Origin of the sequence: Mesorhizobium sp. WSM3224, assembly GCF_000427725.1 — a bacterium.
In the GTDB taxonomy this organism is placed as follows: domain Bacteria; phylum Pseudomonadota; class Alphaproteobacteria; order Rhizobiales; family Rhizobiaceae; genus Mesorhizobium.
Genome location: NZ_ATYO01000025.1, coordinates 1 through 11,918 on the forward strand (window position 1 = coordinate 1; position 11,918 = coordinate 11,918).

14 protein-coding genes are annotated in these 11,918 nt (G+C 64.7%); 11 read left to right on the plus strand and 3 right to left on the minus strand.

Annotated elements, in window-relative coordinates:
* Positions 1–290: 290 nt before the first annotated feature.
* Entirely contained in the window at positions 291–443 is a 153-nt protein-coding gene (locus YU3_RS40830; protein WP_198021726.1) for a hypothetical protein, read from the plus strand.
* A gap of 74 nt (positions 444–517) precedes the next feature.
* Entirely contained in the window at positions 518–1,927 is a 1,410-nt protein-coding gene (leuC, locus tag YU3_RS0126635) for a 3-isopropylmalate dehydratase large subunit (RefSeq protein WP_027169064.1), read from the plus strand.
* 61 nt (positions 1,928–1,988) lie between these two features.
* On the opposite strand, the gene YU3_RS0126640 is transcribed toward leuC, so the two are convergent.
* A complete protein-coding gene (locus YU3_RS0126640) occupies positions 1,989–2,294 on the minus strand; it encodes a hypothetical protein (protein ID WP_027169065.1) in 306 nt (101 codons plus the stop codon).
* A gap of 148 nt (positions 2,295–2,442) precedes the next feature.
* Here YU3_RS0126640 and YU3_RS0126645 point away from each other — a divergent pair, with 148 nt between their 5' ends.
* A complete protein-coding gene (locus YU3_RS0126645; RefSeq protein WP_027169066.1) occupies positions 2,443–3,639 on the plus strand; it encodes a diguanylate cyclase in 1,197 nt (398 codons plus the stop codon).
* A gap of 87 nt (positions 3,640–3,726) precedes the next feature.
* Complete coding sequence (locus YU3_RS0126650) at positions 3,727–4,929, plus strand: GGDEF domain-containing protein (protein ID WP_027169067.1); 1,203 nt, start codon at positions 3,727–3,729, stop codon at positions 4,927–4,929.
* On the opposite strand, the gene YU3_RS0126655 is transcribed toward YU3_RS0126650, so the two are convergent.
* On the minus strand, positions 4,913–5,269 hold the full coding sequence (locus YU3_RS0126655) for a hypothetical protein (protein WP_027169068.1): 357 nt from the start codon (positions 5,267–5,269) through the stop codon (positions 4,913–4,915). The two genes, YU3_RS0126650 and YU3_RS0126655, sit on opposite strands and share 17 nt — an antisense overlap.
* A 377-nt stretch (positions 5,270–5,646) precedes the next feature.
* On the opposite strand from YU3_RS0126655, the gene YU3_RS0126660 reads away from it, so the two are divergent.
* From YU3_RS0126660 to YU3_RS0126690, 7 genes are all read left to right on the plus strand, one after another.
* Positions 5,647–6,132 carry a hypothetical protein gene (locus tag YU3_RS0126660; protein WP_027169069.1) on the plus strand — a complete coding sequence of 162 codons (486 nt, stop codon included), beginning with the start codon at positions 5,647–5,649 and terminating at the stop codon, positions 6,130–6,132.
* A 226-nt stretch (positions 6,133–6,358) separates the two neighbouring features.
* Positions 6,359–6,784, plus strand: a complete 426-nt coding sequence (sdhC, locus tag YU3_RS0126665) for a succinate dehydrogenase, cytochrome b556 subunit (RefSeq protein ID WP_027169070.1) — start codon at positions 6,359–6,361, stop codon at positions 6,782–6,784.
* Entirely contained in the window at positions 6,781–7,176 is a 396-nt protein-coding gene (sdhD, locus tag YU3_RS0126670; RefSeq protein ID WP_027169071.1) for a succinate dehydrogenase, hydrophobic membrane anchor protein, read from the plus strand. The genes sdhC and sdhD overlap by 4 nt, the downstream gene beginning before the upstream one ends.
* A 4-nt stretch (positions 7,177–7,180) precedes the next feature.
* Positions 7,181–9,016 carry a succinate dehydrogenase flavoprotein subunit gene (gene sdhA, locus YU3_RS0126675; RefSeq protein WP_027169072.1) on the plus strand — a complete coding sequence of 612 codons (1,836 nt, stop codon included), beginning with the start codon at positions 7,181–7,183 and terminating at the stop codon, positions 9,014–9,016.
* A gap of 2 nt (positions 9,017–9,018) precedes the next feature.
* Positions 9,019–9,453, plus strand: a complete 435-nt coding sequence (locus tag YU3_RS0126680; RefSeq protein WP_027169073.1) for a DUF3052 family protein — start codon at positions 9,019–9,021, stop codon at positions 9,451–9,453.
* Complete coding sequence (locus YU3_RS0126685) at positions 9,453–10,232, plus strand: succinate dehydrogenase iron-sulfur subunit (RefSeq protein ID WP_027169074.1); 780 nt, start codon at positions 9,453–9,455, stop codon at positions 10,230–10,232. The genes YU3_RS0126680 and YU3_RS0126685 overlap by 1 nt, the downstream gene beginning before the upstream one ends.
* A 344-nt stretch (positions 10,233–10,576) precedes the next feature.
* Positions 10,577–11,206, plus strand: coding sequence for a DUF480 domain-containing protein (locus YU3_RS0126690; RefSeq protein WP_027169075.1), 630 nt, complete (start codon positions 10,577–10,579; stop codon positions 11,204–11,206).
* 204 nt (positions 11,207–11,410) lie between these two features.
* On the opposite strand, the gene YU3_RS0126695 is transcribed toward YU3_RS0126690, so the two are convergent.
* Entirely contained in the window at positions 11,411–11,836 is a 426-nt protein-coding gene (locus YU3_RS0126695) for an OsmC family protein (RefSeq protein ID WP_027169076.1), read from the minus strand.
* Positions 11,837–11,918: the final 82 nt, after the last annotated feature.

Here is an 11,918-nt window from a genome sequence, read left to right on the forward strand (position 1 = left end):
AGGTTCTGAGGGCGCTCCAGAGCGCGCCGTCAGTCCCGCCAAGGCAGGTCCCGGGCCAGGAGACGCAAAGCTACATCCCGCCACGTCCAGTGTGGCGCCGTGCTCAATCAGCGCAAGACCAAGCCGCTGCGCGGCGGCTGGACAGCCGGCCTTGCGCCGATCTGCGCGCGACGCTTTCGAGCGCCCTATGGTCGGGACGAACAGCTGCCCCACGATCAAACCAACAGCTAGCAGATCAACCTCTTGACCCAATGGCCCTCATGTGAGGGGAGAAGGGAGAGTCGCGCTAATTGCCGAAAAGCCAAAACATTGCTATTTACGCCGCCATGGAAAAGCTTTTCAGCGATCCGGCCTACAAGGGTTTCGTGCTGCAGGACAGAAAGCGCCTGCCGTCGCGCTTCTCGGCGCGCGTCTGCGGCGCGCTCACCAGCCGACTTAGCTAAAGCCGACTGATCGCAGTCGTCGCGCCGGATTGCCGGCGACCTATTCCTATTCTCATATCGACGGATTTACGCACATGAGCGCACCGCGCACCCTCTACGACAAGATCTTCGACGACCACACGGTCGACCGACAGGACGACGGCACCTGCTTGCTCTATATCGACCGCCACCTCGTCCACGAAGTCACCAGCCCGCAGGCCTTCGAAGGCCTGCGCATAAGCGGCCGAAAGGTTCGCCATCCGGAAAAGACGCTGGCCGTGGTCGACCACAACGTCTCGACCTCGCCCGACCGCAAGTTCGGCATCAAGAACGAGGAAAGCCGCATCCAGGTTGAGGCGCTGGCCAGGAACGCCAAGGATTTCGGCATCGAGTATTATTCCGAGAACGACATCCGCCAGGGCATCGTCCACATCATCGGCCCGGAGCAGGGCTTCACGCTGCCCGGCATGACCATCGTCTGCGGCGACAGCCACACCTCCACGCACGGCGCCTTCGGCGCGCTCGCGCACGGCATCGGCACGTCGGAGGTCGAGCATGTGCTCGCCACCCAGACGCTGATCCAGCGCAAGGCCAAGAACATGCTGGTGCGCGTCGACGGCCAGTTGCCGGAAGGCGTCACCGCCAAGGACATCATCCTTGCCATCATCGGCGAGATCGGCACCGCCGGCGGCACCGGCTACGTCATCGAATATGCCGGCGAAGCCATCCGCTCGCTGTCGATGGAAGGCCGCATGACGATCTGCAACATGTCGATCGAGGGCGGGGCGCGGGCCGGCCTGATCGCGCCGGACGAGACGACCTTCGCCTATGTCAAGGACAAGCCGCGCGCGCCGAAGGGCGCGGCGTGGGACGCGGCACTCGCCTATTGGCAGACACTGCAGTCCGACGAGGGCGCGCATTTCGACAAGGTGATCGTGCTCGACGCGGCAAAACTGCCGCCGATCGTTTCCTGGGGCTCGTCGCCCGAGGACGTCGTCTCGGTGCAAGGCATCGTGCCCAATCCGCAGGAGATCGCGGACGAGAACAAGCGCACGTCGAAGATCCGCGCGCTCGACTATATGGGGCTTACGCCGGGAACCAAGATCACCGACATTGAACTCGATCGCGTCTTCATCGGCTCCTGCACCAATGGCCGCATCGAGGACCTACGCGCCGCCGCCAAGGTGGTCGAAGGCAAAAAGGTCAATCCGCGCGTCAACGCCATGATCGTTCCGGGCTCCGGCCTGGTGAAGGAGCAGGCGGAAGCCGAAGGCCTCGACAAGATTTTCGTCGCCGCCGGTTTCGACTGGCGCGAGCCGGGCTGCTCGATGTGCCTGGCCATGAACGACGACCGGCTGAAGCCGCATGAACGCTGCGCCTCGACCTCGAACCGCAATTTCGAGGGCCGGCAGGGTTTCAAAGGCCGCACCCACCTGGTGTCGCCGGCGATGGCGGCGGCAGCGGCGATCGCCGGCCACTTCGTCGACATCCGCGACTGGAAGTAACACGTCAGCCGCAAATCTTAAGGCCCGGACACGTCGTCCGGGCCTTTCGCTTTTCAGCGATCTACCTTCGAATAATCTCGTGGAACTCCTCGCGCCGGCCGGGTTCGTCGGCGGCGACGACCAAGGCCAGCTTCCGCTCGTCGAAGATCTTGAACCATTCGTCCCATTCGACCAGCTCATAGCCGCCGGCATTGATCGTACGCTCAGGGCGGTCGGTGTCCTCATACGCGCTCTGGCCAAAAACCAGCCGCAGCATGGGCTGCGTTCCGGCCTCGGGCGACACGTCGACTATCGCCGGAAAGCCGGCGCGCGCTGCCGCCCAGGACCGGATTTCATCGTGGTCGGTCAAAGTGATCGTGCCAGCCATTTCAATCGTCTCCTGTCTGGCCGGACAACGTTGCTGCCGCGAGCCGGTTCCGCTCGTTTTTGTACTCTTATCGGTCGCCGCTTAACCGCTTGTTTGGGCTTACGCCCTAATATCTCTCCTCGGGTAAGTTGGGGAAAGTCGCAGTCCTTTGGACACCGGTCTGCTCATAGCGCTGCTTAATCCGACGATAGCGCTGGCGCTGGGCGCTGCGTTCCTCGTGCTGTGGTCCTATCAGCGCCATCGTCCGTATCTGGCCACGCTCGGCGCGAGCTATTGCCTGTCGGCGCCGGGTTTCCTGCTGCAATATTTCACGCTTCCGGTCGGCGTGGCGGCGACCAAGCTCGTTTCCAACATCTGTTTCACGATAGCGGCCTGCTGCCTCTCCGGCGCGATCGTCGCGCGTTACGGGCGGCGCGTGCCTTATGTCGGCATCGGTTTCGTGACCGGCGGCGGGCTCGCCGCCTTTATCTGGTTCATGTTCGTCCAGCCGGACCTTACCTGGCGCGTGCTTGGGATGAATTTCGGCTTCGGCGCGCTCAGCCTGCTGGTCGCCGCCGAGCTTAGGACCGTGCGCAACAACGGTCCGACCGAAAAGATTCTCTTCGTGCTGTCGCTGCTTTCGGGCCTGAACTTCATCGCCCGCACGCTGGTCGTCGTCATCGCGCATGGGCCGTTTCCAAGCTATGACGGCTTTTACGGCTCGTCCTACTGGACGACGGCGCTGCTTTCGCATGCGCTCCTGTCGCTGCTGATCGCGCTTTGCCTGTTCACCGCCGCGGCGCTCGATGTGATGCGGGCGCTGAAGGCTGAAACCCACACCGACCCGCTCTCGGGCATCCTCAACCGCCGCGGCTTCGAGGAGCGGTCCGCCCTGCTGCTCGATCAGTGCGGCAAGGCCGGATTTCCCGTCGCCCTGGTGCTGGCGGACCTCGATCACTTCAAGGCGCTGAACGACAGGTACGGGCATGAGGCCGGCGACCGGGTGATTGCGGATTTCGCCGCCAGGCTGCGCTCCGCCACCGGCGCGCGCGGAGCCGCCGGCCGCATCGGCGGCGAAGAGTTCGCCGTGCTTTTGCCGCTTAGCGACCTCGCTTCGGCTCGGCTCTTTGCCGAGGCGATCCGCAGCTTCTACTCGGCCGGCGCGATCGATGGCCTGCCGCCCGGCGCCAGGGTCACCGCAAGCTTCGGCGTTGCCGCCCGCTCCGGCACGGAAGGGCTGGCGCCATTGATGCGACGCGCTGACGAGGCGCTCTACAAGGCCAAGAAGAACGGCCGCGACAGCGTCCGTCTCTCCTACGAGCGGCCCGAGACAACTTTCGTCGCCGAGCCGCTCGCCGTCGGCTGACACAAGCTGAGCGGGCCTCCCACCATACGCGGCGTTAACGCGATTTTCGTCGGTCGATGGTTTGCTGTCCGCCGGGACAAGGGACACATGGGCAGCGCCGATTTCATCCTGATGATCAACTTGCTCGTCGCCGGGCTGCTGGCGGCGGCGTTCATGACGATTGCCGTCTATGATACCGGGCGCGTGTCGGCACGCTGGCTTGCCTTCAGCTACCTGCTCGGCATGGCCTATTTCGCCATCGAATTCAGCATCCCCGCCTTCGCGGACGCCCGGCTGCCGGTCGTTGCGGCCTTTGCCGTGTTCCTCGGCGCGACCATCGCCTTCAATGGCGGGCTGGCGCACAAATATGGCGTGCGGCCGCCCTGGCCGCCGATGCTGTGCTTCCTGGTCGTCGCTTCGGTCGCCGTCTATCTGGTGCAGGACCTGCCGCGCCATTCGCTGACGCGCATGATGGCCTACCAGCTTCCTTACGCCGCCATGCAGTTCGCCGCTCTCGGCATCGTGCTCTCCTCCCGGCAAAGGCTTGCGCGGCTCGACCATGTGCTTGCGCTGGTGCTCGGCGCCAGCGCCGTGCAGTTTGCCTCCAAGCCGTTCATCGCGGGTGCGCTGGGCGGCTGGGGCGCCAACCCTCAGGCCTATGTGCAGACCAGCTACGCGCTGGTGTCGCAATCGCTGGGCACCGTGTTCGGGCTGGCGCTGGCGCTGCTTGCTTTAGCCGTCCTGGTGCGCGACGTGCTGGCCGAGGCGACCTCGAAGTCGGAGACCGACGCATTGTCGGGGCTCTTCAACCGCGGCGGCTTCGAGCGTCACGCCGACCTTGCCATGCGCGACGCCGTTCGGCGCGGAGTGCCGGTGGCGCTGGTGATCGCCGATCTCGACTATTTCAAGAGCATCAACGACAGCTATGGCCATGCCTGCGGCGACCGCGTCATCGAGACGTTCGCCGGTTTCCTGCGCGAAGCCGCCGCCGAACACCATGTCGCCGGCCGCATCGGCGGCGAGGAGTTCGCCATTATCCTGCCCGGCACCAATCTTGCGGCCGCCCGGCTGTTTGCCGAGGGCGCGCGCAACGCATTTGGAGCCTTGCCGATCGATGGCCTGCCGGCCGACCATCGCTGCAGCGCGAGCTTCGGCGTGGCGGAGCTGACCGCGGACGAAGGTTTTGCCGCTCTTTTGCGGCGCGCCGACGCCGCGCTCTACGAAGCCAAGAATGCCGGCCGCGACTGCGTGCGCGTATCAGGCGTGGCGCGGCGCCGCGCCACGCCGACGGTTTTCAACGGCAAGGGCTGAGATTGGGCATCTCGCCATCGGAAAGTCCGTACATATAGGAGCGGCCCTTCACCAGCACCGGCGGCTGGTAGCAGCCGGGCGCGCCGGGCTCGTCCGATTCGTCATAGACCACGGCAGGCTGGCCGGCGCTGGTGTAATCGGAAAGTTGTTTGGCAAGCTTGCCCTCGCCGACGATGATGCGCTTGTAGCCGGCGGCGCTGTCGATGACGAGATTGCCGAAGGAATCGGCATAGACACGGTCGTGATGGCGCAAGCCGGCTTCGGCCGGCGCGGCGATTGCAACCGAGAACGCCACCAGCGATGCGGCCGCAAGCACTATCCGCACTGAATTCAAACGCATGTCGCTCTCCCTTGATCGACGCGACGGATCGCGCCCGGAATCCGGTTCGAATCAGAAATTAACTCTTTCTTAACCTTTGTTAAGAGGCGGAAGCCCTCCGGCGCCGGTTCTTAAGGAACATGGTTAATTTCCGGGGCCGGTTGTGCTCGCCGCGGGGCCGTCGTGACGACCGGACCGTCCGCCCTGACTCAGCGTGAGCTTGATCTTCAGGCGCCACGTGGTTAGAGCAGTTCACCGTTTCACTGAGAACGGCAAACCGCCCTATCTCTTTGTTTTGATGCAATTCCGGACGGAAGCTACGGCGAAGGCGCCGAACCTGACCGGGCCACACTTTTCCTGGAATTGCCGTAGCGTGCCGCGCACGAAAGGGGCAGCGCATGAGCTTTGGTCACACGGTTCGGGTGTCGATCGCGATCCCGCTGCTTCTCGCGGCCGCGGCCTGTGTGCCGCAGGACAACGCGCCGAAGGCGGCGAGTGCCACAACGCCTGCGGCGTCGCCTGCGCCGGCCCAGCCGTCCGCCGCGCCGCCAGTGCCGGCAACGTCTCCGGTAGTTGCAACTGCCAAGACGCCCGCAACGCCGGCACCACCTCCAACCAAGATCATCACCGACCTTACCGTGCCGCGATCCGGCGTCGGCACGGCCACCTACAGGTGCGGCAATGGCGGTATGATCACCATCCAGAATCTCGGCTCGTCGCTGCGCGTGGTCCGGCCGGATGGCACGACCGAGGAGTTTGCGGCCTCGCCCGCCAACCAGAGCAGCCGCTACCAGGAAGCGGCGACGCATGACGCAATCGTGATCGACGGGCGCGAGGCGCTGGTGATGAAGCGGGGATCCACCCCGCAGACCTGCAAAAGATAGTGCTGCTTGTTGCACTGCAGCGAACGCTGCGCCGGCTTCGAAACAGCCGCTAATCGATTGAAGCGCTGGGCCGGCAATTTGTCAGACTAAATGATGTTTCCAAAACGATTTTCCGGCTTTGACGCGGTGCAAAAAGAGCATTAGAAACCGGCTGTCCGGAGCCATATATGAAGGCCGCAATGCCGCATTCCCAAAGCGGCTTCCCGGATGCCGAACTGGGGGAGCCATGAGCAAATCACCAGCCACCCGCGCAGTTGCCAGACGTGAACGGCCGCTCTCGCCGCACCTGTCGATCTACCGGCCGCCGATCACGATGACGATGTCGATCATCCATCGCATCACCGGCGGCGCGCTTTATTTCGGCACGCTGCTGGTGGCGGCGTGGCTGATCGCGGCTTCGAGCTCGCAGGCGGCTTTCGACTGGGTCAACTGGGCCTTCGGTTCCTGGCTCGGCCGGCTGGTCCTCTTCGGCTACACCTGGGCGCTGATGCACCACATGCTGGGCGGGTTGCGCCACCTCGTCTGGGACACCGGGGCGGGATTGGAAAAAACCACCGCGTCGAAGATCGCCTGGGCGACGCTCGCCGGCTCGATCGTGCTGACGCTCTTGATCTGGATCGCCGGCTACATGGCGCGGGGGGGCCTGGCATGAGCGGTTACAACAACGACATGCGCACGCCGCTCGGCAAGGTGCGCGGCCTGGGTTCCGCCCGTGAGGGCACGCAGCATTTCTGGCGCCAGCGGCTGACGGCGATCGCCAATATACCGCTGCTCCTGTTCTTCGTCGGCTTCCTGATCGCGGTCAACGGCCACGGCTATACGGAAGTGCGGGCAGCGCTCGCCAATCCCTTCGTGGCGCTGGTGCTGGCGCTAGTGCTGATTTCCGGCCTCTACCACATGCGGCTCGGCATGCAGGTCATCATCGAGGACTATGTGCATGGCGAAGGCATGAAACTGGCGCTGATCGCTCTCAACACCTTCTTCGCAGTGGCAGTCGGCGTCGCGTCGCTCTTCGCCCTGCTCAAACTTGCATTCGGAGGCTGACGTCTTGGCCAATCCAAACACCGCTGACGCGGCTTCCGCCTACACCTTTGTCGACCACAAGTTCGATGTCGTGATCGTCGGCGCCGGCGGCGCCGGCCTGCGCGCCACGCTCGGCATGGCCGAGCAGGGATTGCGCACCGCCTGCATCACCAAGGTGTTCCCGACGCGCTCGCACACCGTTGCCGCGCAGGGCGGCATCGCCGCCTCGCTCGCCAATATGGGCCCGGACAACTGGCAGTGGCACCTGTTCGACACCGTCAAGGGGTCGGACTGGCTGGGCGATATCGATGCGCAGGAATACATGGTGCGCGAGGCCCCTGCGGCGGTCTACGAGCTCGAGCACTACGGCGTGCCGTTCTCGCGCACGGAAGAAGGCAAGATCTACCAGCGGCCCTTCGGCGGCATGATGATGAATTTCGGCGAAGGCCCACCGGTGCAGCGCACCTGCGCCGCCGCCGACCGTACCGGCCATGCCATGCTGCACACGCTCTATGGCCAGTCGCTGAAGAACAACGCTCAGTTCTTCATCGAATATTTCGCGCTCGACCTGATCACCGAGCCGGACGGCACCTGCACCGGGGTCGTGGCCTGGAACCTCGACGACGGCACCATCCACCGTTTCTCGGCCAAGATGGTCGTGCTGGCGACCGGCGGCTATGGCCGCGCCTATTTCTCCGCTACCTCGGCGCATACCTGCACCGGCGACGGCGGCGGCATGGCCGCGCGCGCAGGGCTCGCGCTGCAGGACATGGAGTTCGTGCAGTTCCACCCGACCGGCATCTATGGCGCCGGCTGCCTGATCACCGAAGGCGCGCGCGGCGAGGGCGGCTATCTCGTCAACTCCGAAGGCGAGCGCTTCATGGAGCGCTATGCGCCGTCGGCCAAGGACCTTGCCTCGCGCGACGTTGTCTCACGCTGCATGACGATGGAGATCCGCGAAGGCCGTGGCGTCGGTCCGAAGAAGGATCACATCTTCCTGCATCTCGACCATCTCGACCCGGCGGTGCTGCACGAGCGGCTGCCGGGTATTTCGGAATCGGCGAAGATCTTCGCCGGCGTCGACCTCACCAAGGAGCCTATCCCGGTGCTGCCGACCGTGCACTACAACATGGGAGGCGTGCCGACCAATTATTGGGGCGAAGTGCTCAGCCCGACGGCCAAGGCCCCGGATCGCGTATTGCCTGGCCTGATGGCGGTGGGCGAAGCCGGCTGCGCGTCGGTGCACGGCGCCAATCGGCTGGGCTCCAACTCGCTCATCGACCTCGTCGTCTTCGGCCGCGCGGCGGCGCTGCGCGCCGGCCAGGTGATCGACCGCAAGTCGGCGATCCCGTCGCCCAATCAGCAATCGGTCGACAAGATCATGGACCGCTTCGACAGGCTGCGTCACGCCAACGGCTCGACGCCGACGGCGGTGCTGCGCGAGAAGATGCAGCGCGCGATGCAGGAGGACGCCGCCGTGTTCCGCACGCAGGAATCGCTCGAGAAGGGCTGCAAGCGCGTCTCGGAAATCTGGGGTGAGCTCAAGGACATCAAGGTCTTCGACCGCTCGATGATCTGGAATTCCGACCTCGTCGAGACGCTGGAGCTGGAAAACCTGATGGCCAACGCCATCACCACGGTCTACGGCGCCGAGGCGCGCAAGGAGAGCCGCGGCGCGCATGCGCGGGAAGATTTCGCGGCCCGCGACGACGCCAACTGGCGCAAGCACACGCTGGCCCGCGTCAGCGAGGACGGCAAGGTGACGCTGACTTACCGGCCGGTGCATACCGAGACGCTGCTGGCGGAAAAGGATGGCGGCATCAACCTGGCCAAGATCGCGCCGAAGGCCAGGGTGTATTGACCATGGCATTGGCGGCCACGGGATATTCCGGCACGCCCCTTCCGGCCAAGCTCGGCCTGAGGGACGGCATGGTCGCCGCCTTCATCGCGCTACCGCCGGAACTCGATGAGCTGACCGAGGCCGTGTCCTTCGCCGCCGTCGATCGGCTGTTCGACTGGTCGGCGATCTCGGGCAGCCAGAAATACGATGCCGTGCACGCCTTCACGCGGCAGCGCGCGGAGATCGAGGATGGCCTCGCCGGCATCGAGACCGCGATCAAGCGCGACGGCATGGTCTGGGTCTCCTGGCCGAAGAAGGCCTCGAAGGTGCTGACCGACGTCACCGAGGACGTGATCCGCGCCGAGGCGCTGAAGCGCGATCTGGTCGACGTCAAGGTCGCCGCCGTCAACGAAATCTGGTCCGGGCTGAAGCTCGTCATCCGAAAGGACCGCAGGTAATGGTCGAACTCACGCTTCCCAAGAATTCCAAGGTCCAGCAGGGCAAGACCTGGCCGAAGCCGGAGGGTGCGACCAATCTGCGCGAATACCGCGTCTATCGCTGGTCGCCGGACGACGGCGGCAACCCGCGCATGGACACCTATTTCGTCGACATGGACGATTGCGGGCCGATGGTGCTCGACGCGCTGCTGTGGATCAAGAACAAGATCGACCCGACGCTGACGCTGCGCCGCTCCTGCCGCGAGGGCATCTGCGGCTCCTGCGCCATGAACATCGACGGCTCTAACACGCTGGCCTGCACCAAGGGCGCCGAGGACATTTCGGGCGCGGTGAAGATTTATCCGCTGCCGCATATGCCGGTGATCAAGGACTTGGTGCCCGACCTCACCAATTTCTATGCCCAGCACGCTTCGATCGAGCCGTGGCTGAAGACGGTTTCGCCGACGCCGGCCAAGGAATGGCTGCAGAGCCATGAGGATCGCGAGAAGCTCGACGGTCTTTACGAATGCATCCTGTGCGCCTGCTGCTCGACGTCGTGCCCGAGCTATTGGTGGAACGGCGATCGCTATCTCGGCCCGGCGACGCTGCTGCAGGCCTATCGCTGGCTGATCGACAGCCGCGACGAGGCGACAGGCGAGCGGCTCGACAATCTGGAAGACCCGTTCCGGCTCTATCGCTGCCACACCATCATGAACTGCGCGCAGACCTGTCCCAAGGGTCTGAACCCCGCGAAGGCGATCGCCGAGATCAAGAAGATGATGGTGGAGAGAAGGGTTTAGGGCCAGAGGTGACTGCGTAAAATCGCCTGGATAGCGATCCGTCACACCCCCCTCTGTCCTGCCGGACATCTCCCCCGCAAGGGGGGAGATTGGCTGTCATTCCCGCTTTCGCCAATCTTCAACGTTGCAAGAATGGACGACGGCGCAGAAGCTGCTGATGTCCCTCCTTGCGAGGGAGATGGCCGGTTCACCCTCCGAAGCTGCAGCGCAGCTGCTGCGAAGGAAGGGCAGGCCAGAGGAGGGCGCTGTCCCGCCGACCTCTCCAAGGTTCTGCCTTGTCGCAGCGGTCCGATGTCTGTCAAAATCGATACTCAGAGAACCGACTTTATCGAAAAGCCAAGCCCATGACCGATCTCCCAATCCTCTCTCCCGCCGAAGCGCGCGTGCTCGGTTCCCTGATCGAGAAGAAGGAGCTGACGCCGGACGTCTATCCGCTGACGCTGAATGGCGCGCACCAGGCCGCCAACCAGAAGACGGCGCGCGAGCCGGTGATGACGCTGGAGCTGACCGAGATCAGGCGGGCGCTGAGCTCGCTCGAGCAGAAAGGGCTGGTGCGCCAGGCCTTCGCCTCGCGCGTCGAGCGCTACGAGCATCTGACGGCGCAGCGCTTTTCGCTGACCACGCCGCAGATCGCGGTCATCGGTCTCTTGCTTCTGCGCGGCGCGCAGACGGCGCATGAACTGCTTGCCCGTTCGGAACGGATGGCGCGCTTTGCCTCGATCGAGGAGCTTCGCGACAATCTCGACCTGATGATCGGCCGCAGGCCGCCGCTTATCCAACTGCTCGAACGCGCGCCCGGGCAGCGCGAGGAGCGCTATGTCCATCTGCTGAGCGGACCGGTCGAGGCGAGCGCGGCAACGGCCCCGCAGCAGCCGGCGGCGGCGTCATCGGAGACGGATCTCGAAACGCGCGTGAAGGTGCTGGAGGACGAGGTCGCGGCGTTGCGCGCGAGGATCGAGGCGCTGGGCGGCTAGCTCATACCAGAGACGTTAGCGCGAGGCCCCCTCTCTGTCCTGCCGGTCCCCATCAAGGGGGAGATTGGATGTCACGCCGGCTTTCGCCAATCACCGACGTTGCAGAGGGAGCGAGGCGCCCAAGCTGCTGATCTCCCCCCTTGAGGGGGAGATGTCCGGTAGGGCAGAGAGGGGGGCGAAGGATCGCTGCCCTCCCAAAACTAGTCACCCCAGCTTGGCGTCGAGCGAAACCTTTATAGCCCCGAGCGCTTTCGAGACCGGGCATTCCGCCTTGGCCTTCTCGGCCAGTTCCTTGAACTTTGCGGCGTCGATACCCGGCACCTTGCCGACCAGCGTGATGGCGCTGCCGGTGATGCCGGTGCCGGGGACCAGCGTCACCACCGCCTTGGCGTCGAGCTCGGCGGCGGGGGTGCCGTTCTCGGCCAGGAAATGCGACAGCTGCATGGCGTAGCAGCCGGCATGGGCGGCGGCGATCAGCTCTTCCGGATTGGTGCCGGATTTGCCGCTTTCATCCTCGAAGCGAGCCTTGAAGGAATAGGGCGTGCCCTTCAACGTTCCGCTCTGCGTGTCCAGCGTGCCCTTGCCTTCCTTCAGATTGCCTGTCCAGACGGCGTTTGCGGTGCGGTCCATGAAGTCCTCCTGCCTTGTCGAGGTTTCTCGCCGGCGGGCGCCGACGTTCCACTGAACTATAGCGCAGGCGCGGCGGAAGGCT

Excerpts from the sequence above, each read along its gene's own strand:
- leuC (WP_027169064.1), top strand. The coding sequence starts at position 518 with ATGAGCGCACCGCGCACCCTCTACGACAAGATCTTCGACGACCACACG.
- YU3_RS0126640 (WP_027169065.1), bottom strand. The coding sequence starts at position 2,294 with ATGGCTGGCACGATCACTTTGACCGACCACGATGAAATCCGGTCCTGG.
- YU3_RS0126650 (WP_027169067.1), top strand. The coding sequence starts at position 3,727 with ATGGGCAGCGCCGATTTCATCCTGATGATCAACTTGCTCGTCGCCGGG.
- YU3_RS0126655 (WP_027169068.1), bottom strand. The coding sequence starts at position 5,269 with ATGCGTTTGAATTCAGTGCGGATAGTGCTTGCGGCCGCATCGCTGGTG.
- YU3_RS0126660 (WP_027169069.1), top strand. The coding sequence starts at position 5,647 with ATGAGCTTTGGTCACACGGTTCGGGTGTCGATCGCGATCCCGCTGCTT.
- sdhC (WP_027169070.1), top strand. The coding sequence starts at position 6,359 with ATGAGCAAATCACCAGCCACCCGCGCAGTTGCCAGACGTGAACGGCCG.
- sdhD (WP_027169071.1), top strand. The coding sequence starts at position 6,781 with ATGAGCGGTTACAACAACGACATGCGCACGCCGCTCGGCAAGGTGCGC.
- YU3_RS0126680 (WP_027169073.1), top strand. The coding sequence starts at position 9,019 with ATGGCATTGGCGGCCACGGGATATTCCGGCACGCCCCTTCCGGCCAAG.
- YU3_RS0126685 (WP_027169074.1), top strand. The coding sequence starts at position 9,453 with ATGGTCGAACTCACGCTTCCCAAGAATTCCAAGGTCCAGCAGGGCAAG.
- YU3_RS0126690 (WP_027169075.1), top strand. The coding sequence starts at position 10,577 with ATGACCGATCTCCCAATCCTCTCTCCCGCCGAAGCGCGCGTGCTCGGT.
- YU3_RS0126695 (WP_027169076.1), bottom strand. The coding sequence starts at position 11,836 with ATGGACCGCACCGCAAACGCCGTCTGGACAGGCAATCTGAAGGAAGGC.